This is a genomic window from Methanoregula sp. (assembly GCA_026625165.1).
Lineage (GTDB): Archaea > Halobacteriota > Methanomicrobia > Methanomicrobiales > Methanospirillaceae > MVRE01.
The window spans coordinates 902,964-928,508 of the sequence record CP112999.1 but is presented as its reverse complement, the minus strand read 5'-3'; the positions used below and the strand labels follow the sequence as shown (position 1 = coordinate 928,508).

Genomic DNA, 25,545 nt, shown 5'->3' with positions numbered 1-25,545 from the left:
GCTAGCGCTCCGTGCAGGCGATACAGGGATCTGCAGAGACAAACGTCGAAGTCACATCTGCTATTGAATCAACGCCGATGATCATATAATGGCAGCATGCCTCAACGTTCATGATGGAGGGGGTCTGGATCTGAATTTCCTGTATCCTGCCGAAATCATCAGTGGTGATGATGTACGTGAGTTCTCCTCTTGGCGCTTCACCGCTGTACCGTATTTCCCCTGCTGTACATTTCCCACCGCCCCGGATTATTCCGGGCTTTAGTCCTGCGAGACATTGGCGGATAAGTCCGATGCTTGCAGACAGTTCATCGAACCTGACCATAATCCGTGCATAATTGTCACAGTCATACCGTACGACCGGCACGAAACCAAGTTTCTGGTACGTCGGGTGCTCAGTCCGCCTGTCCGCGGCGATCCCGCTTGCCCGGGCCGTCGGCCCGACCGCATGTGCCTCCTGGGCTGCCTCCTTTGTAAGGATCCCGATCCCTCTGCTCCGCAGGGCAATCATCGGGCCGGTCTCAAACATCTTTGCATACCGGTGGAGGTCGTCTTCAATTTTGTCAAGCGAGGCAGACAGCGTGACGATATCTTCCTTGCTGATGTCGCACCGGACCCCCCCGGGCACAATATATGCGCAGGTGACCCGGGCACCTGTCAGGCGCTCGAGTTCGTCCATTACCTGCTCCCGTATGTCCAGAAGGTACATGGCCAGCGTTTCATGCTCGATCGTGTAGCAGTAAGAAAAGTTCGCCAGCATATGGCTCTGCATCCGGTCGAGTTCGTTTGCAATGACCCGGAGGTAAGCTGCACGGGGAGGGACATCGATGCCGCTGATCCTCTCGACTGCTTCAATAAAGACCATGTTATGGATCACCGAGCAGATTCCGCAGACCCGCTCGGCAAGGAACATCACTTCCTGCCATGGTCTCCCCTTCATGATCCGCTCGATCCCTTTTTTCATATACCCGAGCTCGACCTCTGCTCCAATCACCCGCTCGCCCCTTGTCTCACACTTCAACCGCGCCGGTTCCTTGAAACAGGGATGGATGGGCCCAAGGGGAATGTTGACATCGACTGTCCGCTTCATCTCTGCCTCGCCTCCCAGCCTTTAAAGACCGTGTCGCGGAGGGAAAGGATTGCAGCAAGGATCTCGGTTGGCCGAGGCGGACAGCCAGGCACTTCCGCAGCAATGGGAATATGTTTGCTCACCGGAGGATCGACATACGACCCCCTCCGGCCAAAGACGCACCCGGAGATCGGGCAGTTGCCGATCGCAATTGCAGCCTTCGGCTCCGGGATCTTGTCCCACACGCTCCCGAGTTTCTCCTCCCAGCCCGGGGTAAATGCCCCTACTACGAGTAGCACGTCGGCTTCCCGTGGGTTGTTATGGACATAGATACCGTACTGCTCGATATCATAGCGCGGTGCAAGGCATGCCAGCACCTCGATATCGCAGCCGTTGCAGGATCCCACATCGACATAACTGACATGGATGGAACGTGAACGGACAAGATCCTTAATGCGCTGGAGGAGGTTCATTCCCGGATCACCTCGCGGATCATTGCCTTTCCTGCGGCAACTGCGTCGGAAACGGGACTGCCCGTTTCAATGCGTTCTTTTGTTAATTGGAAAATTTCATCCATCCGGTGTTTGGGAACGAGCGGGATGCCGGTTGAAAGGATGCGCCGGTTCAGCCCCTGTGCAACGGGATCACCTTCATCGGCGGCTCTTGCAGCTTCATAGCGGGCAGGAAGGTTCTCTAAAAGGATCATGTCGATATGTTCAATCAGGTATTTCCTGAGTTCCTGCACGCTGATACCGAGATCGGATGCAACTGTATGGACAAGGTGGTCATGCTGCTGTGCGATAAGAATGCGGTATTTCTGTGCAACAAGATCCTGTTCATGGAGCCACCGGGTCATATCACACCCCCCATTTTCAGGAAACCATAGACCGCAAAAAGAAGGACGGCAGCCCAGAGTGCGGCTGCTTCCGCTATGTGGAGTTCGTGTTCCCGCCGCGTCAGGTAGAATGCAGTGGCAAACGAGAGGGTAAACCCGACAAGGACACCTTCCATTACAACCGATGGCCTCTGGATCACCTGAATAGCGTTGATAAGGACATAGATAATGCCACCGGCAAGGATGACCTCGCGGATCATGCAATCACCCCGGTATATAGAACCGCCACATACCCGAGCATCAGGCATGTGACTATGGACTGCACCGTGACTGAATCAAATGGCGACAGCATGGGTGTGAGCGCACAGGCAAACGAGAGTGAGACCACAAGGAGCAGCATACCTGCTACCATCCACAGCACCGGAAGCTGCCCGATAAAGACGAAAAGGAAGGTGGCAAACAGGACCGTTGTCTTCAGCCCGTTGCAGACCTCTAAACCAGCCCGCCATGCCCCGAAATGCTCTGTCTTGTAACCGCTGACCAGCTCTTTTGATTCCACAATGGAGAACGGACCGGACGGCATCTTGGAGAGTATGACGAGATACATGGCAACGGCGGCAGGAAATGCAAGGAACAGGAGCGGGCCATGAACCTGCTGGTAGAGGACAATATCACTTAAGTTAAAGGATCTGGTAAAGATCGCGATCGCTGCCACCGAAACAAAGAGCGGGATCTCGGACGCTGCTGATATCACCGATCTCACGCCACCGAACTTCCCGTACGGGGAGCCGGACGAGAGCCCGAACCCGTGCTCCACGATCTTATGGAGCATATAGATGGCAAAGACGACAAGAATGCTCCCGCCCGTGAACACGACAAAGAACGCTGCAGTCCAGATCCCAATCGCGATAAGGACAACCCCTGCAAATAGTGTCGCACTCGCCGTCACCGGAATCCATGTGCTCTTGAACGAGAACTTCAGCATGTGAAGGATCTCCTGCCAGACCGGCGGGCCCGGGCGCCGCTGGATCCGGGCGATGAGCTTGCGGTGTATGCCAAGGAGGAGCAGGCCAAAGACCGTTGCAAGCACAAGTTCGGCGATCATATCAGTACCCGATAAAAGGGATGTCCTCCTTTCCTTTGCCTGCCATCCACCATAAAAAAAGAGAGATTACCAGCGGCGGGAACGCGAGCACCAGTACTGCGGCAAATGCCCAGAGCGGTATCCGGTCGAGAGAATAGAGAGCAAATGCAAGAATTACCGCAATAAGCCCCGTGGCCATGAACCTGAATACAGTATTCTTTTTTGTGTTCCTCATCCAAGCATCACGACCTCAATCACCCGCAAAAAGATGAGCAGCGATGACAGCGAGCACATGATCACATAAGGGGCCCCCGGTGCCCGGAACATCTCAGCCTTTGCGGCATAGAACGGTGCCATCCCTTCCCCGATAACGCCGAGGACGAGGAATGCCTTTGCGACAAACGGCACCGCCGGTAGTGTTCCCTTTGCGAGCTCGATCATCGAGAGGCTCCCGGTTGCCGCCGCATAGACCGCTGCGCCACCGAAAAGCGGGACCGTTGCGGTGAGCGCGACAAGCCCGTACTGGAACGCCGCGTTCTGGACATGCGGGCTTTTCACCGCTGCAACAATGCCGACATTGGTGATGCCGACCATCGCGGTAAAGAGCGTGAAATTGAAGATGTCCCCGGTCACCATCGCGCCCATGGAAGCCAGCCCGCAGGCAATCGCCATGAACCTGCGGAACCGCATCTCGCTTACCATTATCTCCTTTGTCGTATATGCGTCCCCGCCAAAGGCGATATCCACCTGCTGTTCGGGCCTGCTGACAATAACAAAAATGGTGAACGTGAGCGCGAGTAAAAAGAGCGTGATCGTATACGGAGTGAAATAGACAAGCTCATCGCCGAATTCAAGGATGTAGTACGGGATACCGGCAAGGTTACTCATCGCCCTTCCCCCACATCGTCCCGACAAGGGACATCTTCACGGTCACCTTGAGCACGATCCCCACGGCCGCACACATGAGCGCGACATACCAGTACTGCGGCAAAAACATAAAGACAAAAAATGCAAAGATCCAGACTGCCCACGAGATCCCGCTTGCCATCTCAAGCATATTGAGATCTTCTTTGTAGCCTCTGGACATGAAGAAGAAGACAAGCCCGAGCCCCGCAACACCACCACCGGTGAAACCGGACAGGATGAGCCCGTATACTACAAGGATGATCGAGATGATGAGAGGTGCGTCCGCCTTTGCAATCACTTCAATATTGAGCCCCTGTACCGGATTTGCTCCGATCCGCTCCTTGGTACAGTAGATCTGTGAAAGCGCCAGCAGTTCTGCGATCCCGACAGTAAGACCCGGCAGGATGAGTGCTTCTGCAAGGTCAGTCCCAAGGAGCGCGATTACAGCGAGCGAGGTGATTTCAACAAGGTCGATCAGGAGCAGTTTGTGCAGGTCATCCCCTTCAGTTGCAAGTGCAAGGAAGGCGATCACTCCACCCGCAAGCACAACAAGGAGCCCGTAGCTGTACTGCCCCCACATCACGACCCCTTCCTGTACAGGTATGATGCGACAGCGAACGCGATGAGGAGGATAGTTGCCTCAACTACCGTGTCAAGACCCCGGGTGTTATACAGGATTTCGTCGATGATGCCGCCCGGGTGGGCAACGATTGTGGTGCCAAGGTGTAAAGTAACCTGGGAAAGGAAGAGAGAGAACGGGGTAAGGTATGATGTTACCAGACCCGCAGTCGGGGAATAATCGGGATACTGGGCACCAATCTCAACCTGAGTGAAGGGAGGACCGCCCCGGTCATATGGGTCAAGCGGACTGTTCGGGTCGATAGTCTTTGGATAGAGCTGGGCGGAGTTGTACTGGATCGGGAGGAGTAGTATACCTGTAAAAAGAATCAGGGCGCAGGCATATGCAAAAAGGGGCACGATGTTTTCATAGTTGCAGAGGTAGTGGGAGATACGGCGGATGATCATCCACGGATGCCCCCTTCTTTTTTCTGCATCACTCTGACGTAGATGAATGTCGAAAGCACTGAAATTGCCCCGAATGTAAATAGCGCGAGTGCCTCGTTGTACGAGAGCATGACAAGTAAAAGCCCCCAGCCGGGTATCTCGAGATTGATGAGCCGGGTAAGATAATCTCTGGGACGGGGGAATGCCGCGGCAATTGTCCCGATGACAAGGATCGAAAGGCCGATCAAAAACTCCGGTGCATACCCTGCGACCATCATGCCGGTATCCTCCGGCAGACCATGAGGATAAAAATGGTGGAGAGGGGTGCGATCAGGGCTGTGGCAATAGCCACGTCAAGCAAACCCCGGTCGATAATGAACGGGAATATTCCTGAGATCATGATGGAGAGTGAGATGAGTTTGCTGAAGGGATCCCGCTCAAGTATCGCCGCTGCCGTCCCGATGAACACAAGGGCAGTGCAGGCGACCATGACAAGCTCATTCATCTTTTTTGATCCCTCCTGCCCATGTACTGGCGATTGCATTGGACTCTAAGGTAGACCCGACAAAATACGCCGCAGCTGCGGCAATGGTGATCGGGTGCGGGAGCAGCAGGGCGATGATCCCGGTTACCGCAAATGACACAGCATTGAGGAACGGGAGCTTACGCATCGTGTTTCTCTGGAGTATGATCCGCAGGGCTGCATATACTGCAATGACAGCGCAGACGTAGATAGCGATCATTTGCATCCCCTCAGCCACCTGCAGCGCACCTTCCAGAGCCGGGCGATGAGCCTGCTTGCGTGCACGTATGAGATGCCCTGTATCGTCAGGATTGCAATCACCATGCCGGCAATAAAATCCGATGCGGCAAACCCGGCCTGTGTTGCAGCATATACAATGATGGTCGCGGTGATGCACCCCGTTGTTCCGGCATAGCCGGGATCGTAACAAATCCGGTTGCCGAAATAGACGAGAACTGCAGCAAAGAGCCCGCCAAACAACCCCGCACAGTACACCCCACAGCTTGCAAGTAGTGTCCCGGCTGAAGCGTCCGGCGAGCTGACGATGTTACCCATCATATACCCGCCATTGAGCGCCCCGCCCCCTTTCTCTATTTCCTGTGCAATCGCTGTTGCACCGCTGACACCTCCGCTCTCCGGTAATTTGAAAATAAGATCCACCACCATGAAGTTCATCCAGCAAATGGCAGCGGCGATAAGAATGCGGGTGGGCTCATCGAGCATGGGACGTCCCGTAACCAACTGATTACCAGTGAAGCTCAGGATGGATACAGGATAAAGGTTGTGTTATGTGCAAAAATCCTTATTTAACGAATTACAGGTTCTGTAAAAATCCCTGATCTTACATCAATAACAGGAATACATCTTAACCGGATTTCCACAGATATCCCAAGGGGTGGGTCTCCCATCGATTAAAATATGGCAGACTCGTGAAAATAATCATCAGATTATTTTATAATCGTTGCTTCAAACCCCCGGATTAGTCCCATGGCAAGGATAATGACCGGCACAATCTCAAGCCGTCCCAACCACATCAGAAAAATAAACACCCATTTGACGGCAAATGGGCTCAATGCGGTTATGTAGCCGACACCCAGCCCGACATTGGAAAGGGCAGAAACCTGCTCAAAGACCACCTCGTCCAGCCGGAACGAGGTGATATAGAGGTGCATGAGGAGGATCGTGGAGAGGAAGATGGTGAGGACATAGAGCACGATCACCAGCATATTTTTTGAGATTTCAAGTTCGGAGATCTCTTTTGAAAGGGTCCGCCCTTCATACTTGAAGGGGATGATGACCTTGTTTGAGACAAAGAAGCGTTTGAACCACCATTTCACTCCTTCGTATGCAAGCACTACACGGTTCACCTTGATGCCCCCTGCAGTACTGCCGGAAGCGCCACCGATCAGCATCATCATCGTTACGACCGAGATAGGGATGGTCGCCCAGAGATGGGGGTTTGAATTCTGTAAACCCGTAGTCGTAAACCCTGATATCGCACAGAATGTACCTTCGCGGAATGCCTGCCCTAAAGGAAGATTGTTGAAGATATAGAGGTCAAGGGAGGTGATTGCCGAGCCTATGACTGCAATAAGCAGGAGGACCCTGACGATTTGGTTCTTGAACATTGCGGAGATTTTTCCATGGTACATCAGGAAATAAATCTTAAATGGCATTGCACCGGCCAGCATGACAGGGATCAGGAGCAGTTCCAGCAACGGGTTATTATAGTATGAAATGCCTGCATCATGGATCGAAAATCCCCCGGTGGCAATGGCGACCATCACAAGGTTGAGCGAGTCCCAGAGGGGAATGCCGGAGAGCATAATGAGCCCCGTGAAAACGGATGTTAAAAAGAGGTAGATCACCCACATTCGCCGCCCTGTCGAAACCACATTGGGCATCAGTTCCTCAGACCTGCCTTCGGAGCGGTAGAGGCGGAAGAGGGTGACCCGTGTTTTCCTGCGCAGCGAGATGCCGAATGCAATAATCCCGATCCCGCCAATCCACTGGGTAAACGATCTCCAGAAAAGCAGGGTATTGGGCGTTGTGTCAAGGGCTGTGAGCATTGTAAAACCGGAACCGGTCCATCCGGACATCGCCTCAAACACGCTGTCGGTATATGATATATGGAGCCCGAAGACAAACGGGAGTGCACCGACAAGCGCAATGGCAAACCACGAGAGTGCGACTGCAACAAGGGTGACCGAGAGCGGGGGAGTATATTCTGTCCGGTGAATGCGGGATAGCAGGTAGCCGAACACAATGAATGCCACAGGCGCCGATGCCATCGGGATGAGCATATCCCATTCAGAGAAGATGATGAGCACGACGAACGGGAGAAGGGACGCGAACCCCAAAAATTCAAAGACCATGCCCATGTCATGGGCGATCGCGGCAAGGTGTTCGATCCGCTTCATGTACAAAAAATGGGTTTGTTCGCCCCACCTGTTATGAGTATCGTTTGGCTTGTTATATTATTCCGGTTGAAGAGCCCCCGACATACATTTTAATTGGTGCATTGACCACCTATGATCATCCATGGGTCAGTTCCGGGCCGATCTGGTCCCCTTTGTGATCATGTTGGCGATACTGGCTGCCACCCTGATCATTTTCTGGAAACTGCTCGATGTGCTGGTGTTTGCCATATCCATTGCAGTGGTTATTTTTCCCCTCCATACCTATTTCAGGAAGTATATCAACCGCTACTTCTCCGCCGCACTTATAACGATTTTTATATTCGTCGCGCTCGTGGCGACAGCCCTTCTTTCTATCACAATTCTCTCAGACAACAGCAGTACGCTGCAGGAAATTGTTGGTACTATTGAAAACTGGGTAAAAAATCCGTCAACCGATCCCCGGGTTTTCGGGATTCCTGTGGAACGGATTCAGGTGTCAACATGGCTTGAGCAGGCAAAATCGATCTTTTTCCGGTACTGGACCATGATCTTTTCCGACATCACGACAATTGCCCTGAAGGTCATTGTTTTCTTTGCATCGCTTTATGTGCTTCTCCTCCACGGGGAGACCCTCAAAAAGCGCATCATGGCAGGGGTTCCGGAGAATATACGGATACGTGTGCAGAAGATGAGTGACGGGATTGTCGATACACTCTATGCGATCTATGTAGTCCATATCGGGATTGCAGCCCTTACTTTTGTTATTGCAATCCCCTTTTTCTGGTTCCTCGGGTACGGGAACGTGCTCTTCTACTCATTTTTATGCGCCTTCTGCGAACTGATCCCGGTACTGGGGTCGTCAATCGTCTTTATCTTCCTTGGCACGTATGCCCTCTCGATTGGTGATATCAATGGCGTGCTCATCCTCTTCTTTTTTGGTTACATCGGTGTATCTGCACTCCCCGAGATTTATGTGCGCCCGGTTCTTATGGGGCGTCGGGTAAGGTTACACCCCCTCCTGATGCTGATCGGGTTCTTTGGCGGTTTGATCACGATGGGGATGGCAGGGTTTGTCCTTGGTCCGGTCTTTATCGTGCTCCTGTTCAATGGATACAAGATACTTATTGAGGAGCGAAAGGATGCAGGAAGAGCAGGAGAAGAGCATGGCCCTGTATGATGATAAATCATTTTTAAAAAAGGAAATGATTATCTCTTTTTCCTGTTGGAGGGTACCGGAAAAAATGGATAGCCTGGCACGATCAGTCAGGGACATTGTAAAACCGGGCGGCCTTGTATTTGGCGACACCGGTAAAAGCCCGATCTAATCGCATTCGTTAATTTTTTATTGATTCTGCAGACCCCCAAAATATCCTAGGCACCCTTTGGCTTATTGTACTGACGTTCATCATCCTTGTCATTATAAAAATATACATTCCCTGCGATGCATCTCGGCAGGAAATGCGAGGGGGGCACCAACCGCGCGACCGCGCGGGTATTTGCTGCAGACAATCGTCTCACTCTCCTTATCGTCCGGTTCTGCCGCTCCTGACTGACAGGATCCTCAGGCCCTGGCACGGGCCGGGATGCAACCCGACTTATTCTCTAACACCGGAAACGATAATCTATTATCGCCACCCTTCAAACACTATGAGGACGCGAGGGTTGCCGAGCCCGGTCAAAGGCGCTGGATTTAGGGTCCAGTCACGAAGGTGTTCGCCGGTTCGAATCCGGTCCCTCGCATTCCGTATCTGTGCTGGATAATGACGGCAGCATACCCCCTTATCTTCTTCAGGACATGGACTGGTAAAAAGGATTAAGAACCTGTGCCAGAGACTACAACCTGACCCGCCATGGTTTTGTTTGACAGGAGGGAGAAAAAGAGGGATGCACCGGAAGATGTGCCGGCTCTTCTGGCAAAGGGTGACGCCTGCATCAGCCGGGGGGACTTTACCTCGGCGATCATGTGGTTTGACAAAGCCCTTCTTAAAGATGCACATGCCGCACACGCATATGCAGGAAAAGGGCTCGCGTTACAAAATATGGGCAGGGACAGGGAAGCCCTTGAAAATTTTACAAGGGCACTTGAACTCGATCCCGGACGGGCAGACACATGGCATAAGAAAGGCGTTATATTAAAAGCGCTAGGGAAACACGGTGATGCATTACATGCCTTTGATACCGCATTAGCAAAGGATATTCTCGGGGCTGACGCATGGTATGACAAGGCGGTCACCCATGGATCGATAGGCGAGTTCCAAAAAGCCGTGGAGTGTTTTGACAAGGTGCTGGATATCGATCCCGGTCACTCCGATGCATGGTATAACAAGGGGAGGGCTTTGGGAAAACTGGGAGCATTCTCTGGCGCGATTGAATCCTTTGACCATGCACTGGCAATCAAACCCGACAATGCCGATGCATGGTATTATAAGGGGATCTCGTTTGTCGGGCTTAAGAAAGTCCCCGATGCGTATGCGTGTTTTGAAAAAGCCATAAAAATCAATCCCGGTCATCTGAAAGCGTACAACGGCATGCAGGATCTCAAAGGGATAATGAAACAGATGAGGAAAAAGTGACGGGAAAACTTAGAAGGAAGGATATTGTCAATAAGCTCCTGAATCTTTCATGAAATCAGGATGCTCTGAATAGAATGTAATTTTTTAATAATTATTGAAGAATGCAGTATCTTTGCATTACAGATCACGCATGGATCATCGTAAGCATCATCTTGAAGCGCCGCACCGCAGTGACCGCGTGCGGGATGTCAGCCGGCATGATGATCATCTGCCCTGCCGTACAATGGAATTCCCTGCCGGCGATTGTTATGAGGGCTTCACCTTCGGTGATTGTGGCGATCGCGTCATACGGCGCCTTGTGCTCTGATAGTCCTTCCCCGGCATCAAACGCAAAGAGCGTGATGGTGCCCTGAGGTTTGTACACAAGCATCCGGCTGACCACCGAACCGTCCTGGTATGAGATCAGGGTGTTTGGATCAAGCACCTTCTCTTTTAACTCTTCCTGCTTCTTTTCAGTCATTGTTCATCCTTTTTGACCCGGGACATGGTCTCCCGTGAGTATTCCAGAGCCCCTTTGGTGGGACAGGCCCGGGTACACCTGCCGCAGAGGTAGCACTCCATCTTTCCATCATCCGCACCCGCTTCGGCAGCAGGGCACACCTGTTCGCATCTGCCGCACTCGATGCATGCCGGTGTGCGGCGGATCTTGAACAGGCTCTTTGCCGCAGCAAGCGACAACAGGACGCCAAACGGGCAGAAGAGCCGGCAGAACGGGCGGTAGAAGAAGAGTGAGATGGCGATCAGGATGACAAAGACCGAAAAGAACGGTGCATTGAGATCAAGGTAAAAGAACTCTTTGATCCCAAAGAAGTGTATCAGGGAGACCGAGAAGAGAAGACCGGCGATAAGCAATATGGTGAAGTATATTAACCGGAACACAATGATGACCTGTTTCTGTGCGGTATTGGTCTTCTGCTTCGGATCGGTATAGATGAGTTCCTGTACTGCTCCAATCGGGCAGAGCTGCCCGCAGAAGATCCTCCCCGAGACTAACGTCAGCACCATGAAGATCACGACAAGAACGGTTACGAGAGGAAGCGGGGTACCGGGCCCCGGTCCCCCGCCAGTGACTGCCTGCTGGATCTGGTACGGCACCATCGGTGAGAATATGAGAAAACCTAAACCTGCAGAAATAAAAAGGAAGAGAAACACGATTTTTCGCGTCATCTTCCCTTTATACCATAGACCGGCAATGACCGGGAATGCTATAAGGACATAGATCAACCCAATGATTTGGGGGCTTCCGGAAACGACCAGATTCCATTCCTCCTGAACTTACAAGTATTTGAAAAAAATTCCCGCATGGCGCGTGTTCCTCTACAAACTGTTCACTTTATCTTTTTTCAGGCATAAATACTCCTCAATCCACATAATGAGCCCGAGTAATTATGATCCAAGTCATCGTATTCCGGCACACCCCTTCCGAACCGCTCGGCTATCTCGAGCAGGTTTTCGGTGAGTTCAACGTTCCGTTTGAATACCAGGACCTCTGGGAGACTAACGAAGTGATTCCTCCCGATGCCACCCACCTTGTCTTCCTTGGCGGCCCGATGAGCGTAAACGATGAAGCAGAGTTCCGTTATCTGGCACAGGAGAAGGCGCTGATCCGGCAGGCAGTGAAAAAACGGGTCCCGGTGCTGGGCCTATGCCTTGGCGCCCAGCTGATAGCAGCGGCTCATGGTGCAAAAGTGTACCGGTTCATGAACGAGACCGGCTGGTATCCGGTCAACCGGGTGCCGGAAGCGGACGGGATATTTTCCACATTTCCGGACTCCTTGTATGTTTTCCAGATGCATAATGAGACCTTTGATATCCCGTATGGTGGGAGACTGCTGTGCACCGGTGACCGTGTGAAAAACCAGGCATTCCGGTTGAAGTCTGCGACCGGCCTCCAGTTCCATCTTGAGATGACCGATGCCCTGATTGCAGACTGGACAAAGGATCTCCGTGCATCCCGTCGTCAAAAGATCCTGCGGGATTCAAAGCGGCATCTTGCTGAAAGCAACCGGTTTTGCAGGTATGTTGCAGAGGAATTTTTATTCGGAAAAAAGGCCGTTTGATATTTTGTACCTGGAACAGGCACATAAGGAAATGTCTCCTCCGTACGCCTCGTCAAATAAGACACCTGTGCCAGATGACACAAACCGGTTCATGACCGGTAGATGCGGAGCAAACCCGTTTTTTTGGGGTTTTTAGGAAATCCTTGCCAGACCATCATTTCCATAGTACCAGGATTTCTTGCCCCCTTTTAGTCCATTCCCAAAAACCGTCGCAGGCCGCCCCGACGTTTGCCAAAAAAGATCGTGCCCTGCTCGCTCATCTTCCGGATATCCTCGACCGTGAACAGGAGGTCAGGATAATCCTTTTTAAGAGCCGCAAGGAGCCGGTCGAGCTCGGTCCTCGGGACCACCATGAGGAGCACGGCAACGGATGGGGTGAACGAACCCGCGGCATTGACACGGGTAATACCGAAACCGATGCCGGACAGGTGGGCGATCAGGGATTCCGGGTCTTTTGATGTGATGATACGTACAAGCACATTACCGATGCTGATCCGTTCCTCGATATTCATGCCAATCAGCGTCCCGACTCCGTAACCTGCGATATAAGCAAGGATGCCGGGGATGTTGGTAAAATTTGTGAGCACAAGCCCGGTTGAGACCAGCCAGATCCCGATCTTGACCACCCCGATCCCTGCCGCAAGGTTCGGGTGCCCTTTGGTGACATAGACCATGCGGATCGTGTCAAGGCTTGTCTCAACAACCTTGGCGCAAAAGATGATGAGTGGGAAAAGAAAGTCTCCGGGGATCATGTTCGGGTGTCGCGCTGCTGCCATCAGTTATAGGGGCCGGACTGTTTTGATTGTTGTGTTTTTTTGGCTTTAGAGAAATCCCTGATTTCACATCTGTAATAAAAATCCAAGTTAAACCGGTTTTCCGCGGATATCGCAAGCGGGGGACATCTGTCGTGCTCCAAGGCAGGACAGATTCGAGAAAATATCGAAAATATTTTCGCTGTGCCGCAGTGGCGGGGGCAATGTTACTCGAAGATGTCCAAAGGACATCTTCTTCAGTTTGCCCTTCTCACCAGGAACGGCAAACGCCCCCGAGAACATTATAAAAATCGATGATTTCTATAGAGCCTGTGTTTTTTAATAAAAGGCATCCGGGAAAAACGGATTATTTTCAGGCAGGAATCTGGATACACCGGCTGTTGCCGGTATCCGGCTGCATGGAAGTCAGGTGAGAGGTATGGGTTTTGCCGGATCGAGCAGGATCTCGTGGGGCAGCCGGCAGAGTGCGACGGCACCAAGAGCCCCGATCACCCCGTTTCCACCATGCAGGACGACTCCATACTGCTCCGCGGTTGCTTCCGCCATGGGCCGGGAGATGACCTGTTCCCGGACAAGCCTGCCGTACTCCCGCAAGCCCGTGGGGACGGTGAAACCGGGCTTGACCGCAATGCCCCATTCCGGGGAGAGCGATTCGCCGGCAACAAATTTTTTGGAGCGTTCGATGAGTTCTGTATACTTTTTTGGTTCGACAGCGATCTCGATGAAGCTCGCCGAGTTGCCTGCAGTCTTGGAAAAGACATTCTGGTTGAGCATTGCAACATGATGGGCGATAGGCAGCACCCCCCGCATCCTGCTCACATGGGCAAGTAGCGCGAGCGCCAGTGCAAAGGTCGCACCGCCCGTTTTTGAGTCTGTATCATCGACCCCGATCGCGACATGGGTGAGCGCCCGTGTCCACACACGTCCCTGCACCATGATCCCCTCATGCTGCGACTCGACCCGGCAGACTCCGTCGGCGCGTGCCATCATGTCCGAGAGCGAGTAGGCTGGGCCGCCAATTGAATGAATGTGCTGGATGATATAGTCCCCTTCCCTTGAGACCCCGTTCACCCCCACCGCGGCAAGAGGCGAGAGCCCGACGTCGACATCCCGGCTGCCGATCCGGGCACATTCCCGCAGGAGCGTACCATCCCGTTCGACAGAGGTGATGACTCCCCCGGCAAGTGCATGGTGGAACCCGCAGAACGCTGCGCATGCCCCGCTCATGCAGTCATGGTAGATCTCCACCTTGTTGCCATCAATCGTAGTAAAAATGCGCCGGCAGGTGGATGCGGGCATGGCGCTGATCGCGGCATACCGGGCCGCACTCCGTCCCCGTTTTTCCGCCCTGATAATGACACACCCTTCCTGCACGAGCCTTATGATCCAGTCCTGTGCAGTGCTCCGCGGGATTTTTGCTGCCTGCTGGATATCGGTAACAGTAAATGTCCCGCTGTCGAGCGTGAATTGCCGCATCAGGCGGAGATATTCCCGCCGGTGTTCAAGCACGCTGGACATAACAGTCGCGGATGAAGAGCAGGTCGCCGATGATCGCGCTGGTAGTCTCATGAGAGCCGGCGCCCTTGCCGATCAGCGTGATCTCCTTTGCCATATCGGTCTCAAGGGTGATTGCATTGAGGGTCCCGTCAACAACAAGCGGGTGGTTCTTCCCGATGATCCTCGGGGAGACCCGGAGCAGCCCTTTCTTCGGGATCGCTTCGGCGATCAATCGGATGGTGCAGTTCTCCTCTTCGGCAAGGCGCAATGCGTCCGGGGTGAGCAGGTCAATACCGGTCCGGTTGACGTCCTTGAGTTTAACGCCGTTGCCCCAGATTGTATTTGCGAGGATTACCAGCTTGATTGCCGCATCGATTCCCTGTACATCGTACGTCGGGTCAGCCTCGGCATACCCCATCTCCCGCGCCTCAAGGAGTGCCTGCTCGTACGTGAGCCCCTCATCTGCCATCCGGGTGAGTATGTAGTTACAGGTGCCGTTAAGCACGCCGAAGATTGCTAGGATCTCGTTACCCGCAAGGCCGTGCTCAAGCGTGTGGAAGACAGGGATCGCGCCGCCAACGGTCGCCTCGTGACGGAGCGCGACACCGTTTGCATTTGCAAGATTCCGGAGTTCCTTATATGCAAGCGCGATCGGCCCCTTGTTGGAGGTGACCACATGTTTTTTACGCTTAATCGCCTGCCTGATATACCCTAACCCGGGTTCACCCGTCTCTGCATTGGTCGGAGTGACTTCGACAAGCGCGTCATAGTCCGCCTTTTTTATTACATCGGCAGCAGAAATTTTTGTATCGCCGCACAGCCCGGTCTTTTTTTTGGTTTTTAAAACTCCCGCAGGGTTAATTCCCTTTGAATCGATGACCCCGCTGTGCGAGTCTGCGATCCCGGTTACGGTGATGCCGAGGTCTTTTGCGGCGATCATTTCAAGGACACCCCTGCCGACCGAACCCATGCCGATTATTGCGATCTTCATGCGATCTCCTCCAGCGGTTCGATCAGGAGGAGATCTTTTTCTGCTGCTACAGTACGCAGGATCGAGACCGCTTTTTCCATATCGTCCCGGGTGATCGACTTGATCGTGAGCCGCGAGGAGGAGCGTTCACTGACCGCCGGCATGCTCATCGAGAGCGCGCTTACCTCCGCAAAACCTGTCGAGTCGATCCGGTCGATTGTATCGGAAAGGTCCGTGTGCATCAGGTGCCCGATTAAGATAACAGTGCGCCGGTATAAGAGCCGTTCTTCACCAATCCGCTGGATATGGACACCCTGCTTTTTAAGGAGTGATACAAGGTCCCTGAGCCTGCCTTCCGGGAGTTCGAGCACGATCTGGACGTTTAAGGTGTCATCGGCCGGGTCCGGGTCACGCTGGTGGATGACCGCGATGATATTCCCGCCAACTTCAGATATGGGCTTGAGGGCTGCAACGAGCTGCCCTGGCGCATCCTTCATCTCGAGCTTCATGGAGACCTGCAACACGATCACCTGATAAATACATACTTTAAAACCGCTTTCAAGATAAGCCTTTTATTTCATATTCCGGAATTATTAAAAAAATTAAAAAAACGGCTCTGTAGAATTCCTCAATACGAATAAGAACTGAAATTGTTAACATCATTCTTGAGAGGTTATAGAGGATCACTTTAATTTTGATCTCCTTGATCTGGAGTCTGTATTTTCGAGCCTTGAGGGCTTCTCCGAACTTTCTTTTCAGGACGGAGAATACCGTTTCGACCTTATTTCTCTGATGATACTTATCTTCATCGAATGACTGAGCGATTCGTCTTCGGTAATACCCGGAGATTCGTTTCCGTTTTCTGTTTCTGACCGGGATAAGGGAACAGGAGTTGAGGGAGTCCCGGATCAATTCATGGATCTCTTCAGAGTCGTATCCTTTGTCCATGACATAGAGGTCGGATTGTCTGGTTCTGTGAGTTTGTTTCAGGAGTTTTTCAGCGTGAGGGATATCATGGACCGGGTGCTGGGAGATCTTCAGACCGGTGATAATCTGACGATCAGTATCAACGGAGATCGAGGTTTTCAGGAACCGTTTTCTGGTCTTACCGGTTCTCCACGAATAATAATGGCTGGCATAGGAGCTGGTGAACCCGGATGAATCGATAGCAGTACAAGGGATCCTCTCGCCCCAGTCGTAGAACATTTTCATGAGCCGGTTAAGTAACCGGGTGAAAGTGAATGATCGGATCCGTTGACAGAACTTCTGGATAGTCGTGAAATGAGGTACTTCATCGAGGTGAATCTTCTCTCTGAGAGAATCCATGATCTCAGTTAGTTCGATCGTGTCCCGGTAATCTTCAGACAGATATTCTTTCAGGAGAAGGAGAATGAGTAACTGGTGTTGGGTATAGGTTTTTCTTGAGAACTTGGAAGAGAAAAGAGGAATTCTTGAATCTTTGATCAATCCGGATGATATTTCAACAAACCTGATATACCGGTTTGCTGACACTATATCGTCTCCTTACAGGTTGATTGCATAACAAGGTAAGGAGACACCGTACCTTAGCTCTTTCGGTCGTCGGTACAACTCTGTTTTAGATCAGGTTTTCTACAGAGCCGATTTTTCCGGATGATTTTATCCTCTTCATGTCCCCGGTCTTCCCGGTGCATGGATGTTTGGAGCCAAATAATTGATAAAGAGAATTACTATTTCAGATTGTTTTATTATTTGACAATACACATGAACGGTTAAAGGTCTATGACATTCAAAGAAAATTGTAAAACAGTTGCTCGTTGGAGTTATCGTTTAATTTTAAAGATCATAGAAATTAGTATAAAAATTGCTCGTTGGAGTTTAATTCAAATCGATCGCGCTATTAATCCCCGTAAATACGAAACTGAGGCTGATAGAATTGAACGACACAGAAGGGAAGATCGCGAACACGAAATAAGAATGGCAAAATTAAATCGAGAAACACATCATTTTGAGCATCAAGTATTTGATGGTCCTTGTAACGAAGAAGGGTACAACAATACAGACAGACCTCTTCGAAATGATATGGGATTCAACAGACGCGAATTTGATCATTGGATTGGAAATTTCGATGATTCCAATAGACCGTTTAAACAAAAAAAGGGTCGAAATGATATGGGATTCAACAGAAACGAATTTAATCGATGGATAGGAAATGTCGATGGTTTTAATAGGAAGCCTAGACAAAAAAAGGGTCGAAAACCCAAGGATCCTTGGTTTTAATCAATATTCAAAAAAAATTAATAAAAAGGTGGATTTTCCCTAACCACTCGATAATTACTTTTTTTCTTCTTAGTCTTCTTTTGCAGAGGGGATAATTTTGCATTTCCTGATTTAACTTCAACGACTTCGGATTTGGTCACTCGTCCAGTAAAAGGATTCCGCTTCCTTCTTCTATAATCATGGCCTCTGCCAGTCCTCTCTGTTTCATAACCCATCATGTTATCTCGCATCATTGCCTGATCTTCAGCAGCCTTCCCTTTTCTTTGATTATTTCGGATAGTCTGCCGTCTCCTCTGTTTTTTTGTTGGAGATTTTAAACTGAAATCAAACAATCCCATGATGATTCATAATATATTTTGAAACGATAAAATTTTGCATATTTTTATTATGATTCCGATTTCCCGGTTTTCCATGTCGGATTTTTATGGATGATCCTGCAATCCACACAAATATCATTCCGAGTTAATGACGTGCAGAGCCAGAAAAGGAACGATTATCTTTTTTTCCCATAATCTTTGATTACGGATAGCCAAATTACATGGAAATTTCTCATTCAATAAATCAAAAATTAATATCGAAAATTATATTAGATCTTTCACTAATTACACCACTTTGTGGAATTAACATGAGAATAAAAATTCCCTTTATTGTGATTATATTAGTTATTGCTCTTGCATGTATGAGCGGATGCACAAGCAACACAACAACGACTCAAAACCCAGAACAAACTATTCCAACAACAGCAATATTCACGTCAACTCAAACAACAGTACCATTAACTATCGAACAGACTCTAACACCAACTCAAAATATTACATCAAATCAAACCGACATCACAAATTCCCATCCGGATCCTTGGGTTAATTCATTGAAAACGGAAAAGGGTGTTCTTGTTTACAGATTAAATAATTGTATAATGAAAGAATATTTTCCAAAATATGCAAACGATAAAGGTTATGGATTAAAAGCCAATCCACCAAAACTTGATGGAATTTCATCCGGAGAATGGAATACATTTATTAGAGAACATACAGAGGGAAAAAATGAAAATTCTAAAACAATTACTATTGATAGGTGTTTAAATCCAGAAGGAGAATCTCCCTCAAACCCTGATTGGAATTTTGTCAGAATATCTACAGGATTAGAACCGAGAAATGCAATACCTTCTAATTACACAATTATATTTCATTTAAAAGCCCACGGAAAAGAAATTAGTCAAATCACAATGAATGAAATATTGGATAAAAACCAACCAGTGTTTATTCAATCTTACATTCCCATGAGAAATGACGAAATAGACCTCTTCGATACCGCTACAATTTCATTTAACTAATGATTAAAAAATTAAATTTTTCATATCAAATTAAAATTACTCCCACATTTTATTCATGCATTTTTTCTAAATCAGCTCCATTTGGTTTGCCCGGTTACTTCTAATAATCAGGCTAACCGCTGTGCACACCAGTACTGCCAGCAGGGCGGTTACGGGCAACTGGGGAGTTTTTGTGGGGGTAGGTGATGCGGTCGTCTGCGGAGCCGGTGTAACCGTCATCATCACGGTCGTTGGCAGGGGCGTTGGTGTCGGGATAGCAGATGTGAAGACGAGTGTCGGCACTTGATTTGATGATGACGAGAGTTTCTCCGGGTTGAGCGTATACGATGTTCTGGCGTTCGATGATCCCCTGAGGTGCCCGGGTCCTTGAGCCAGACTTCGAGAGTTTTGTACGTGCTTGATCCACCCAGATGTGCCTTATCCACAGGCTCCGTTGTGATGTACACGGTATAGGTTCCCGGATCGAAGCTTGTTGGCAGCCGGGAGGTGATCCACCGCATCGACCATGTCTGGTCAGCCTAGACATCAACGACAGTAAAATGGCCCTGATCCGCCCGCTGGCTGATCTGTGTCAACATAACGCCATTTTCGGGAATGCCCGGACCCGTGAGGAACAGGTAGACCTGGTCACTGATGTATGATACCCCGCTGATCGTGATCGTGTCCCCCAGGTACGCCTCAATTTCTGAATCAGCCGCTGATACCGGTGTGATTAGCAGTACTAGGCAGAGGCAGGCGGTGAGGAGGAACGCAACTGGCAGAATGCCAGCATACCGGTGGTCAGGCAAACTCATACGCTCCCATTCCAAGGTCGCCCAGGTCCCAGCTCTGGTGGAGGACGGTGCCCCGTACACCGGGCCCTGCAGCACCGAACGCTGCGAGAAGCGGCATATAGTGATCGGGATACAGGTGGGCGTGCGTTGCATAGGGAGCAAGAGTCCGGTAGTGGATGAGGGCCTCGCGGTCTCCCTTCGTCACGGCTTTGATGAGCCATTCGTTGAATTCAATCGCCCATGCATCGGTCGGTGCGCCCGGTCCCAGCGAGGCGGTGGGATCGCCAAGTGGGTGGACAGCGCCTCCGCTGCCTAGCACGAGCACCCCTTCGTGCCGGAGTGGTTCGATCGCCTCACCCAGCGCAACGTGCCGGGCCGGGTCAAGGTGGCGCTGGATCGAGAGCTGGACAATCGGGACATCTGCCGTGGGAAACATAAGTCTGAGGGGGACCCATGCGCCGTGGTCGAGACCGCGGCTCGTATCAATATCACCGCTCAGACCGGCATCGTTGAGGAGTGCTGCCGCACGCCCCGCAAGTCCGGGCGATCCATGCGCCGGGTACGTAATCTGGTATAATTCTGAGGGGAAACCGTAAAAATCATGAATCGTTTCCGGCATTGCTACACTATTAACAGCCGGTGCTGCGGTGTTCCAGTGCGCCGAGATGCAGAGCACGGCCTTCACGTTCCGGTAGCGGGTGCCGAGTTCTACCAGAAATTTCCGTGCCGGAACATTTTCCAGACTTAGGGTGGGTGCACCATGAGAGACAAAGACTGTAGGCAGCGTTTCCATGCTCATAGGTATTACTCTCAAAAAGATGCTCTGAAGTATGGGGGGAAATACCTGCCGCTGGGGGCAACTGTCAGACCTCCCAAAACAGGACTTCTTTCCGTTAAGTGAAGATCCGTCACCAATGACGGACCCGAACTTCCAGGAAAAACGGCAGTTTTTCCGTGTTCACGACCTACCGCCCAATCCCCCTGAGATCGTGCCCGCAAAAGGCGCTATTAGCGCACATTTTAGAGAGTATTTTGAGTCGAAATCTGACAAACGGACGACAATAATCGCGTATTTCAAAAACCATGTACCGGAATTCGCAGTTTTGTGCAACCAAATCGGAAAAGATCTTCCCTTTTGCCCGGCTGGTGAGCGGAGGCTACCGTCGGAGAAGGAGATATATGATCCTGTAGGGAAAGCTGAGCTGGTTCTCATGCTGATCCTAACTGTTGAATTGGTCCGGGTTGTCAGACACCGGGCGGGCCTCTATCCAAAATCCACGTCGGTACCCGTCAGAGACAAGCCCCACCCGGAGGGCAAAAAAAGGGGTTCTCTTCATTCCGGCAATCTGTTCCACTATCCTCCAGGAGATCGTGCCCGCAATTATTAATATTTGTTTCCGCGATTTTACGTCGGAGAAACAGGTGAAAATTGTGATTTATCCCCGGTTTTTCGCGAATTATGCCCGGATTCCGGGCCAGGATCATGCTGCGAGAGCAGTCCGTGGATCACGCTACCGTCAGAGAGAACACAACTGCGGAGGGGGGAAAGTGGATCTCAGTTCTTAGGCTCCCTATCATAGTTCCAAAGGAAACTATGGTATGAGATATTCCTGCCGTTGAAATCTTTAACAGGGATTTTTCCCGGTAGGATTTTCTTGCTCACAAATTTTTTTATGCAGGAAATTTTTTAAGAAAAAAATTAAATTTCAGGATTTTTTTTTGCGCCCACAACTTTTAACCGGATTTTTTTTGGGCGCGAATATCACTCCTGCTACTTCGGAGTAATCTCCACTGTCCCCCCCGGTTCCAGCACCATCACCTTGATATCGGTCGTCCGCTCAACCGCCTTCTTGAACGCCACCGGGTCCTGCACGATCTTGTCCCATGTGTCGTAGTGGATCGGGATGACCAGTTTTGCGCCAATGAAGTTTGCCGCCATCATCGCCTCGTTGGGGCCCATCGTAAACCTCCCGCCGATGGGAAGGATCGCCACATCGGGATGGTAGAGCTCGCCGATCAGCTTCATGTCAGAGAAGAGCCCGGTGTCCCCGGCATGATACACCGATACCCCGTCCATCGTTATGACAAAACCTGCCGCAGTACCCCCGCCATATCCCTGCCCGGTCTGCTCGATCCTGCCGGAGTGCATCGCGGGCGTCATGGTGAATGTAACCCCGCGGAGTTCGATCGTCCCGCCGATGTTCATGCCCTCGGACGGGACGCCTTTTGCCTTTAGGTATTTGGCGATCTCCGTGATTGCTATAGTCGGCCGCTTGATCGAGGCCGCCTCGCCCATATGGTCGGCGTGCCCGTGGGTAACGGCCACAAAATCAGGTTTTGTCCACGCAACGCTCCCGCCATCAATGAACGGGTCGATCAGCACTTTTTTGCTTCCAGAAAGGAGAATGCAGGAATGCCCCAGCCACGTAATCTGCATACAAGGAGATAGGATTCCATGAGCATGAACGTTTTGTGGCACTCTGCAGGAACAAAAGGGATGCCGCCACCGGCATGCTGGTTATTACTGCCGCCAGTACCCTTTTTACAGGAAAATGAACACCATGCTTAACCAATGCCCGGATACCGCAAACGTATAGATCCCCAACGCTCACGATCAAAAAATGCCCACAGTGCGGCAACGGAGTCGAGATCTTTTCAAATGACATTGCAGTGAAATGTGCAATATGCGGATTTGTGGTTTACAACGATATTACATCCTGTATCCGGTGGTGCAGGCATCTAAAAGAGTGTGTTGGCCCCGAAATGTTTGAGAGGTTCACGCAGCAACAACGGGAATAAATTCATGCACCGCGAGTGCGGGGGGTCACTAATAAAGATGGTGGATGCTGGTACAGGGTAAACCTGTGCGACCCTTCAGGTCACATCGATCATTTCAGCTTCGGTGATGTCGATCGAATCGCCAAACCCGTCTGCGGTCACGCCCCTGGTCATCTGTTCGGTCAGGTCGCGGTCTTCCATGACATCCTTTATCCGCCCAATGTACGGATCAATGGTCGGGTCTTCCTGTTCCTCTATTACATGCCGGTATTCCCGCAGCGTTGAGGGGCTGATGCCAAGCTCGTCGCTGACTTCCTTCATGGTCTTTCCGGAATCAAGAAGTTCGCCCATCTTCTCGCGGTCAAACGGCATCTTGAAGTCGAGTTCGCGGAAGAGCTTGAGCCTTACCCGGGCCCGTGCAACCGTCTTGCTCAGTTTCTCATCGCCAAGCTCGCGGGCGATCTCGGTATCATTTTTCCCCGCGTAGAACATGTTGACGAGTTTTGCAAGCTGGATAGGCTTTAAGGATGTCTTGAAGATCCCCTGCTCGGTGATCTCGCGCATGACCAGTGCGACCTCACGTTCAATGGCGTCGCTGTCCCTGAGGGTACCGTGGATGTTCTTCATCGGCTCGACGATCTTTGTCTTGCCGGACATCGTGCTGAATAATTTCAGGAGCTGTGCTTTCTTTTTGTCTTCAGTCATTTGCGAACCCCGCTCTTGGGATTAGGATATACAATATTAGGCTGACTATTTAATTCTATTGTAATTGGCTATTTGACCAAAAACTCTTTAAATTGGATTGCGATTTTTTCCATGGACTGCCAAATCCCTCACAGGCTTACGCCCGCACCAACCGTCGTGTATCCCGAGTAGCGCTCTCTCGCACACCTGGAGACTGGACCCTCATGGTTTTTTGTTTTTCTCCAGTATCCTTTTTGTGCCAGTCGTCGTACTATATTGGACGAAAACTTTGAGTGTCCTGTGATCACCATGAGCGATGTATTTGAAAAAGTGATGGATCTTGCAAAACGCCGCGGGTTTATCTGGCCCACGTCCGAATGCTACGGTTCGGTTGCAGGGTTCATCGATTACGGTCCTCTCGGCGCGATGATGAAGCGGCGGGTGGAGGATATCTGGCGGGATTTTTACGTCATCGGCGAGGGGTATTACGAGATCGAGTGCCCCACCATCGGGCAGGAAGCGGTCTTTGTCGCATCGGGGCACGTCAAGGGTTTTTCCGATAAGATGTGCCAGTGCCCGCACTGTAAGGAATACCTCCGTGCAGACCATGTAGCAGAAGGTTGCGGGGTTGAGGGGGCCTCAGCCATGGGAAACGAAGAACTCGCGGCAGCAATCGCTTCCTGCACGTGCCCGGCATGCGAAGAAAAACTCAGCAAGGTCGAGGTGTTCAACTTCAACCTGATGTTCAGGACCACCATCGGCCCGGGTTCGCAGCGCACCGGCTACCTGCGCCCCGAGACGGCACAGGGGATGTTTGTGGACTTTGGCAGGCTGCTCCGGTTTTACCGGGACCACCTCCCGTTCGGTGCTGTCCAGATCGGCAAATCGTACCGCAACGAGATTTCGCCCCGTCAGGGGATGATCCGGCTCAGAGAGTTCACTCAGGCAGAAGCGGAGATCTTCGTGGACCCCGACGAGAAGGACCACCCGCAGTTCGCACGGTATGCAGGGTATACCATGCCGCTTTTGACCTCTGCACAGCAGCTTGCAAAGGAGCCCGCCGTCACGATGACCATGCGCCAGGCAGTCGATAAAAATCTCATCGCCAACGAATATGTCGCCTACTACCTTGCACTCACCCATGAGATGCTCATCAAGATCGGGGTAAATGCGGACCGTCTCCGGTTCCGCCAGCACCTTCCAGATGAACTTGCACATTATGCGGCTGACTGCTGGGATGCGGAAGTGCGTTCTGACCGTTTCGGCTGGGTCGAGACCGTCGGTATCGCTGACCGGACCGACTATGACCTGAAATCTCACGGTGAGCACAGCGGCACTCCGATTACGGTCTTCGTCCAGTACGACCAGCCAAAGAAGGTGCAGCGCAGGCGCATCGTCCCGAACATGAGCGTCCTTGGCAAGCAGTACAGGAACAAGGCAAAAGCGGTCTTTGAAGCGCTGGCACAGGTCACACCGGATGAGAAAGGTGCGGATATTGAAGTGGATGGCGAGAATATCCATATCCCACCAGATCTTTTCGAGGTCCGGGACGAGGTCATCGAGATCAGGGGTGACGAGGTCATTCCCCACGTCATCGAACCCAGTTACGGCATCGACCGTATGTGCTATGCAGTGCTCGAACAGGCATATGATGAGGACACTGCGGACGGTGAAGCCCGGACAGTGCTCCGGCTTGCTCCCTGTGTCGCCCCGGTACAGGTGGCGGTCTTCCCGCTGATGAACCGCGATGGTCTTGACAACATCGCAACGGAGATCACCCGGACGCTTAAAGGCCGGGGCGTGCTCGCCGAGTACGATGATTCGGGCGCAATCGGGCGCCGGTACCGCAGGCAGGACGAGATTGGCACCCCCTTTGCGATCACCGTCGATTACCAGACTAAGGATGACCAATCCGTCACCGTGCGCGACCGCGACACCATGAGACAGGTACGGATCAAAATTGAGAAAATTCCGGAGACTATCTGCGCCCTCATTGACGGGAGCATGCAGTTTTCAACGATTTAAGA

Annotated in this window: 35 protein-coding genes and 1 tRNA gene; 10 read left to right on the top strand and 26 right to left on the bottom strand. The window is 51.4% G+C overall.

Annotated features, from left to right (window positions below; all coding sequences use genetic code 11):
• Position 1: 1 nt before the first annotated feature.
• The 14 genes from OS112_04980 to OS112_04915 form a co-directional block, all read right to left on the bottom strand.
• Positions 2-1,087, bottom strand: coding sequence for a nickel-dependent hydrogenase large subunit (locus OS112_04980; GenBank protein ID WAC05986.1), 1,086 nt, complete (start codon positions 1,085-1,087; stop codon positions 2-4).
• Positions 1,084-1,539, bottom strand: a complete 456-nt coding sequence (locus OS112_04975) for a hypothetical protein (protein ID WAC05985.1) — start codon at positions 1,537-1,539, stop codon at positions 1,084-1,086. The genes OS112_04980 and OS112_04975 overlap by 4 nt, the downstream gene beginning before the upstream one ends.
• Positions 1,536-1,922, bottom strand: coding sequence for a DUF1959 family protein (locus tag OS112_04970; GenBank protein ID WAC05984.1), 387 nt, complete (start codon positions 1,920-1,922; stop codon positions 1,536-1,538). Before OS112_04970 ends, OS112_04975 begins: the two co-directional genes overlap by 4 nt.
• The gene (locus tag OS112_04965) at positions 1,919-2,161 is read right to left on the bottom strand and encodes a hypothetical protein (protein ID WAC05983.1); all 243 of its coding nucleotides are present in this window, start codon (positions 2,159-2,161) and stop codon (positions 1,919-1,921) included. The genes OS112_04970 and OS112_04965 overlap by 4 nt, the downstream gene beginning before the upstream one ends.
• Positions 2,158-3,006 carry an NADH-quinone oxidoreductase subunit H gene (locus OS112_04960; GenBank protein WAC05982.1) on the bottom strand — a complete coding sequence of 283 codons (849 nt, stop codon included), beginning with the start codon at positions 3,004-3,006 and terminating at the stop codon, positions 2,158-2,160. Before OS112_04960 ends, OS112_04965 begins: the two co-directional genes overlap by 4 nt.
• A 1-nt stretch (position 3,007) precedes the next feature.
• Positions 3,008-3,220, bottom strand: coding sequence for a hypothetical protein (locus tag OS112_04955; GenBank protein WAC05981.1), 213 nt, complete (start codon positions 3,218-3,220; stop codon positions 3,008-3,010).
• The gene (locus OS112_04950; protein ID WAC05980.1) at positions 3,217-3,873 is read right to left on the bottom strand and encodes a hypothetical protein; all 657 of its coding nucleotides are present in this window, start codon (positions 3,871-3,873) and stop codon (positions 3,217-3,219) included. Before OS112_04950 ends, OS112_04955 begins: the two co-directional genes overlap by 4 nt.
• Positions 3,866-4,471, bottom strand: a complete 606-nt coding sequence (locus OS112_04945) for a DUF2105 family protein (GenBank protein WAC06139.1) — start codon at positions 4,469-4,471, stop codon at positions 3,866-3,868. Before OS112_04945 ends, OS112_04950 begins: the two co-directional genes overlap by 8 nt.
• Positions 4,471-4,917 carry a DUF2106 family protein gene (locus OS112_04940; protein WAC05979.1) on the bottom strand — a complete coding sequence of 149 codons (447 nt, stop codon included), beginning with the start codon at positions 4,915-4,917 and terminating at the stop codon, positions 4,471-4,473. Before OS112_04940 ends, OS112_04945 begins: the two co-directional genes overlap by 1 nt.
• On the bottom strand, positions 4,914-5,174 hold the full coding sequence (locus OS112_04935; protein WAC05978.1) for a DUF2107 family protein: 261 nt from the start codon (positions 5,172-5,174) through the stop codon (positions 4,914-4,916). Before OS112_04935 ends, OS112_04940 begins: the two co-directional genes overlap by 4 nt.
• Entirely contained in the window at positions 5,171-5,401 is a 231-nt protein-coding gene (locus OS112_04930; GenBank protein ID WAC05977.1) for a DUF2108 domain-containing protein, read from the bottom strand. Before OS112_04930 ends, OS112_04935 begins: the two co-directional genes overlap by 4 nt.
• A complete protein-coding gene (locus OS112_04925; GenBank protein WAC05976.1) occupies positions 5,394-5,639 on the bottom strand; it encodes a DUF2109 domain-containing protein in 246 nt (81 codons plus the stop codon). The genes OS112_04930 and OS112_04925 overlap by 8 nt, the downstream gene beginning before the upstream one ends.
• Positions 5,636-6,142, bottom strand: coding sequence for a hypothetical protein (locus OS112_04920; protein WAC05975.1), 507 nt, complete (start codon positions 6,140-6,142; stop codon positions 5,636-5,638). Before OS112_04920 ends, OS112_04925 begins: the two co-directional genes overlap by 4 nt.
• A gap of 224 nt (positions 6,143-6,366) precedes the next feature.
• Positions 6,367-7,839: a TrkH family potassium uptake protein gene (locus OS112_04915; GenBank protein ID WAC05974.1), complete on the bottom strand. Its 1,473-nt coding sequence runs from the start codon at positions 7,837-7,839 to the stop codon at positions 6,367-6,369.
• 121 nt (positions 7,840-7,960) lie between these two features.
• On the opposite strand from OS112_04915, the gene OS112_04910 reads away from it, so the two are divergent.
• The 4 genes from OS112_04910 to OS112_04895 all read left to right on the top strand — a co-directional run bounded on the left by OS112_04910 (position 7,961) and on the right by OS112_04895 (position 10,391).
• Entirely contained in the window at positions 7,961-8,995 is a 1,035-nt protein-coding gene (locus tag OS112_04910; GenBank protein ID WAC05973.1) for an AI-2E family transporter, read from the top strand.
• The gene (locus tag OS112_04905; protein ID WAC05972.1) at positions 8,958-9,143 is read left to right on the top strand and encodes a hypothetical protein; all 186 of its coding nucleotides are present in this window, start codon (positions 8,958-8,960) and stop codon (positions 9,141-9,143) included. The genes OS112_04910 and OS112_04905 overlap by 38 nt, the downstream gene beginning before the upstream one ends.
• Before the next feature lie 330 nt (positions 9,144-9,473).
• Positions 9,474-9,558 (top strand) — tRNA-Leu (locus OS112_04900).
• A gap of 110 nt (positions 9,559-9,668) precedes the next feature.
• Positions 9,669-10,391: a tetratricopeptide repeat protein gene (locus tag OS112_04895; protein WAC05971.1), complete on the top strand. Its 723-nt coding sequence runs from the start codon at positions 9,669-9,671 to the stop codon at positions 10,389-10,391.
• Positions 10,392-10,515: 124 nt separating this feature from the next.
• Here the strand turns inward: OS112_04895 and OS112_04890 are convergent, their stop codons facing one another.
• Together OS112_04890 and OS112_04885 are read right to left on the bottom strand one after the other, a co-directional pair.
• A complete protein-coding gene (locus OS112_04890; protein ID WAC05970.1) occupies positions 10,516-10,851 on the bottom strand; it encodes a cupin domain-containing protein in 336 nt (111 codons plus the stop codon).
• Positions 10,848-11,558, bottom strand: a complete 711-nt coding sequence (locus tag OS112_04885; protein WAC05969.1) for a 4Fe-4S binding protein — start codon at positions 11,556-11,558, stop codon at positions 10,848-10,850. Before OS112_04885 ends, OS112_04890 begins: the two co-directional genes overlap by 4 nt.
• 221 nt (positions 11,559-11,779) lie before the next feature.
• On the opposite strand from OS112_04885, the gene OS112_04880 reads away from it, so the two are divergent.
• Positions 11,780-12,451 (top strand): type 1 glutamine amidotransferase, encoded by a 672-nt coding sequence (locus tag OS112_04880; GenBank protein ID WAC05968.1) that lies wholly within the window; start codon positions 11,780-11,782, stop codon positions 12,449-12,451.
• Between the two features lie 188 nt (positions 12,452-12,639).
• On the opposite strand, the gene OS112_04875 is transcribed toward OS112_04880, so the two are convergent.
• The 5 genes from OS112_04875 to OS112_04855 form a co-directional block, all read right to left on the bottom strand.
• Complete coding sequence (locus OS112_04875; protein WAC05967.1) at positions 12,640-13,227, bottom strand: DUF5698 domain-containing protein; 588 nt, start codon at positions 13,225-13,227, stop codon at positions 12,640-12,642.
• A gap of 402 nt (positions 13,228-13,629) precedes the next feature.
• Positions 13,630-14,742: a sugar-specific transcriptional regulator TrmB gene (locus OS112_04870; protein WAC06138.1), complete on the bottom strand. Its 1,113-nt coding sequence runs from the start codon at positions 14,740-14,742 to the stop codon at positions 13,630-13,632.
• Positions 14,726-15,712 (bottom strand): homoserine dehydrogenase, encoded by a 987-nt coding sequence (locus OS112_04865; protein ID WAC05966.1) that lies wholly within the window; start codon positions 15,710-15,712, stop codon positions 14,726-14,728. Before OS112_04865 ends, OS112_04870 begins: the two co-directional genes overlap by 17 nt.
• The gene (locus OS112_04860; protein ID WAC06137.1) at positions 15,709-16,200 is read right to left on the bottom strand and encodes an amino acid-binding protein; all 492 of its coding nucleotides are present in this window, start codon (positions 16,198-16,200) and stop codon (positions 15,709-15,711) included. Before OS112_04860 ends, OS112_04865 begins: the two co-directional genes overlap by 4 nt.
• A gap of 49 nt (positions 16,201-16,249) precedes the next feature.
• Positions 16,250-17,203 (bottom strand): IS5 family transposase, encoded by a 954-nt coding sequence (locus OS112_04855; GenBank protein ID WAC05965.1) that lies wholly within the window; start codon positions 17,201-17,203, stop codon positions 16,250-16,252.
• Positions 17,204-17,452: 249 nt separating this feature from the next.
• Between OS112_04855 and OS112_04850 the strand changes: the two genes are divergently transcribed.
• Positions 17,453-17,950 (top strand): hypothetical protein, encoded by a 498-nt coding sequence (locus tag OS112_04850; protein ID WAC05964.1) that lies wholly within the window; start codon positions 17,453-17,455, stop codon positions 17,948-17,950.
• Between the two features lie 17 nt (positions 17,951-17,967).
• On the opposite strand, the gene OS112_04845 is transcribed toward OS112_04850, so the two are convergent.
• A complete protein-coding gene (locus OS112_04845) occupies positions 17,968-18,288 on the bottom strand; it encodes a hypothetical protein (protein WAC05963.1) in 321 nt (106 codons plus the stop codon).
• A gap of 200 nt (positions 18,289-18,488) precedes the next feature.
• Here OS112_04845 and OS112_04840 point away from each other — a divergent pair, with 200 nt between their 5' ends.
• Together OS112_04840 and OS112_04835 are read left to right on the top strand one after the other, a co-directional pair.
• Entirely contained in the window at positions 18,489-19,283 is a 795-nt protein-coding gene (locus OS112_04840; GenBank protein ID WAC05962.1) for a hypothetical protein, read from the top strand.
• A 121-nt stretch (positions 19,284-19,404) separates the two neighbouring features.
• Positions 19,405-19,569: a hypothetical protein gene (locus tag OS112_04835; protein WAC05961.1), complete on the top strand. Its 165-nt coding sequence runs from the start codon at positions 19,405-19,407 to the stop codon at positions 19,567-19,569.
• A 232-nt stretch (positions 19,570-19,801) separates the two neighbouring features.
• Here the strand turns inward: OS112_04835 and OS112_04830 are convergent, their stop codons facing one another.
• Positions 19,802-20,077, bottom strand: a complete 276-nt coding sequence (locus tag OS112_04830) for a hypothetical protein (GenBank protein WAC05960.1) — start codon at positions 20,075-20,077, stop codon at positions 19,802-19,804.
• On the bottom strand, positions 20,064-20,855 hold the full coding sequence (locus tag OS112_04825) for a class III extradiol ring-cleavage dioxygenase (GenBank protein ID WAC05959.1): 792 nt from the start codon (positions 20,853-20,855) through the stop codon (positions 20,064-20,066). Before OS112_04825 ends, OS112_04830 begins: the two co-directional genes overlap by 14 nt.
• A gap of 115 nt (positions 20,856-20,970) precedes the next feature.
• Here OS112_04825 and OS112_04820 point away from each other — a divergent pair, with 115 nt between their 5' ends.
• Complete coding sequence (locus OS112_04820) at positions 20,971-21,444, top strand: hypothetical protein (GenBank protein ID WAC05958.1); 474 nt, start codon at positions 20,971-20,973, stop codon at positions 21,442-21,444.
• A gap of 383 nt (positions 21,445-21,827) precedes the next feature.
• Here the strand turns inward: OS112_04820 and OS112_04815 are convergent, their stop codons facing one another.
• Positions 21,828-22,493, bottom strand: coding sequence for a metal-dependent hydrolase (locus tag OS112_04815; protein ID WAC05957.1), 666 nt, complete (start codon positions 22,491-22,493; stop codon positions 21,828-21,830).
• A gap of 437 nt (positions 22,494-22,930) precedes the next feature.
• The gene (locus OS112_04810) at positions 22,931-23,539 is read right to left on the bottom strand and encodes a response regulator receiver protein (protein WAC05956.1); all 609 of its coding nucleotides are present in this window, start codon (positions 23,537-23,539) and stop codon (positions 22,931-22,933) included.
• Between the two features lie 288 nt (positions 23,540-23,827).
• On the opposite strand from OS112_04810, the gene glyS reads away from it, so the two are divergent.
• Positions 23,828-25,543, top strand: a complete 1,716-nt coding sequence (glyS, locus tag OS112_04805; GenBank protein WAC05955.1) for a glycine--tRNA ligase — start codon at positions 23,828-23,830, stop codon at positions 25,541-25,543.
• Positions 25,544-25,545: the final 2 nt, after the last annotated feature.

Bases quoted from the DNA above. Each gene is read 5' to 3' on its own strand.
- OS112_04980 (WAC05986.1), bottom strand. From the start codon at position 1,087: ATGAAGCGGACAGTCGATGTCAACATTCCCCTTGGGCCCATCCATCCC.
- OS112_04975 (WAC05985.1), bottom strand. From the start codon at position 1,539: ATGAACCTCCTCCAGCGCATTAAGGATCTTGTCCGTTCACGTTCCATC.
- OS112_04970 (WAC05984.1), bottom strand. From the start codon at position 1,922: ATGACCCGGTGGCTCCATGAACAGGATCTTGTTGCACAGAAATACCGC.
- OS112_04965 (WAC05983.1), bottom strand. From the start codon at position 2,161: ATGATCCGCGAGGTCATCCTTGCCGGTGGCATTATCTATGTCCTTATC.
- OS112_04960 (WAC05982.1), bottom strand. From the start codon at position 3,006: ATGATCGCCGAACTTGTGCTTGCAACGGTCTTTGGCCTGCTCCTCCTT.
- OS112_04955 (WAC05981.1), bottom strand. From the start codon at position 3,220: ATGAGGAACACAAAAAAGAATACTGTATTCAGGTTCATGGCCACGGGG.
- OS112_04950 (WAC05980.1), bottom strand. From the start codon at position 3,873: ATGAGTAACCTTGCCGGTATCCCGTACTACATCCTTGAATTCGGCGAT.
- OS112_04945 (WAC06139.1), bottom strand. From the start codon at position 4,471: ATGTGGGGGCAGTACAGCTACGGGCTCCTTGTTGTGCTTGCGGGTGGA.
- OS112_04940 (WAC05979.1), bottom strand. From the start codon at position 4,917: ATGATCATCCGCCGTATCTCCCACTACCTCTGCAACTATGAAAACATC.
- OS112_04935 (WAC05978.1), bottom strand. From the start codon at position 5,174: ATGATGGTCGCAGGGTATGCACCGGAGTTTTTGATCGGCCTTTCGATC.
- OS112_04930 (WAC05977.1), bottom strand. From the start codon at position 5,401: ATGAATGAGCTTGTCATGGTCGCCTGCACTGCCCTTGTGTTCATCGGG.
- OS112_04925 (WAC05976.1), bottom strand. From the start codon at position 5,639: ATGATCGCTATCTACGTCTGCGCTGTCATTGCAGTATATGCAGCCCTG.
- OS112_04920 (WAC05975.1), bottom strand. From the start codon at position 6,142: ATGCTCGATGAGCCCACCCGCATTCTTATCGCCGCTGCCATTTGCTGG.
- OS112_04915 (WAC05974.1), bottom strand. From the start codon at position 7,839: ATGAAGCGGATCGAACACCTTGCCGCGATCGCCCATGACATGGGCATG.
- OS112_04910 (WAC05973.1), top strand. From the start codon at position 7,961: ATGGGTCAGTTCCGGGCCGATCTGGTCCCCTTTGTGATCATGTTGGCG.
- OS112_04905 (WAC05972.1), top strand. From the start codon at position 8,958: ATGCAGGAAGAGCAGGAGAAGAGCATGGCCCTGTATGATGATAAATCA.
- OS112_04895 (WAC05971.1), top strand. From the start codon at position 9,669: ATGGTTTTGTTTGACAGGAGGGAGAAAAAGAGGGATGCACCGGAAGAT.
- OS112_04890 (WAC05970.1), bottom strand. From the start codon at position 10,851: ATGACTGAAAAGAAGCAGGAAGAGTTAAAAGAGAAGGTGCTTGATCCA.
- OS112_04885 (WAC05969.1), bottom strand. From the start codon at position 11,558: ATGACGCGAAAAATCGTGTTTCTCTTCCTTTTTATTTCTGCAGGTTTA.
- OS112_04880 (WAC05968.1), top strand. From the start codon at position 11,780: ATGATCCAAGTCATCGTATTCCGGCACACCCCTTCCGAACCGCTCGGC.
- OS112_04875 (WAC05967.1), bottom strand. From the start codon at position 13,227: ATGGCAGCAGCGCGACACCCGAACATGATCCCCGGAGACTTTCTTTTC.
- OS112_04870 (WAC06138.1), bottom strand. From the start codon at position 14,742: ATGTCCAGCGTGCTTGAACACCGGCGGGAATATCTCCGCCTGATGCGG.
- OS112_04865 (WAC05966.1), bottom strand. From the start codon at position 15,712: ATGAAGATCGCAATAATCGGCATGGGTTCGGTCGGCAGGGGTGTCCTT.
- OS112_04860 (WAC06137.1), bottom strand. From the start codon at position 16,200: ATGAAGCTCGAGATGAAGGATGCGCCAGGGCAGCTCGTTGCAGCCCTC.
- OS112_04850 (WAC05964.1), top strand. From the start codon at position 17,453: ATGACATTCAAAGAAAATTGTAAAACAGTTGCTCGTTGGAGTTATCGT.
- OS112_04845 (WAC05963.1), bottom strand. From the start codon at position 18,288: ATGGGATTGTTTGATTTCAGTTTAAAATCTCCAACAAAAAAACAGAGG.
- OS112_04840 (WAC05962.1), top strand. From the start codon at position 18,489: ATGGAAATTTCTCATTCAATAAATCAAAAATTAATATCGAAAATTATA.
- OS112_04830 (WAC05960.1), bottom strand. From the start codon at position 20,077: ATGAGTTTGCCTGACCACCGGTATGCTGGCATTCTGCCAGTTGCGTTC.
- OS112_04825 (WAC05959.1), bottom strand. From the start codon at position 20,855: ATGAGCATGGAAACGCTGCCTACAGTCTTTGTCTCTCATGGTGCACCC.
- OS112_04820 (WAC05958.1), top strand. From the start codon at position 20,971: ATGACGGACCCGAACTTCCAGGAAAAACGGCAGTTTTTCCGTGTTCAC.
- OS112_04815 (WAC05957.1), bottom strand. From the start codon at position 22,493: ATGCAGATTACGTGGCTGGGGCATTCCTGCATTCTCCTTTCTGGAAGC.
- OS112_04810 (WAC05956.1), bottom strand. From the start codon at position 23,539: ATGACTGAAGACAAAAAGAAAGCACAGCTCCTGAAATTATTCAGCACG.
- glyS (WAC05955.1), top strand. From the start codon at position 23,828: ATGAGCGATGTATTTGAAAAAGTGATGGATCTTGCAAAACGCCGCGGG.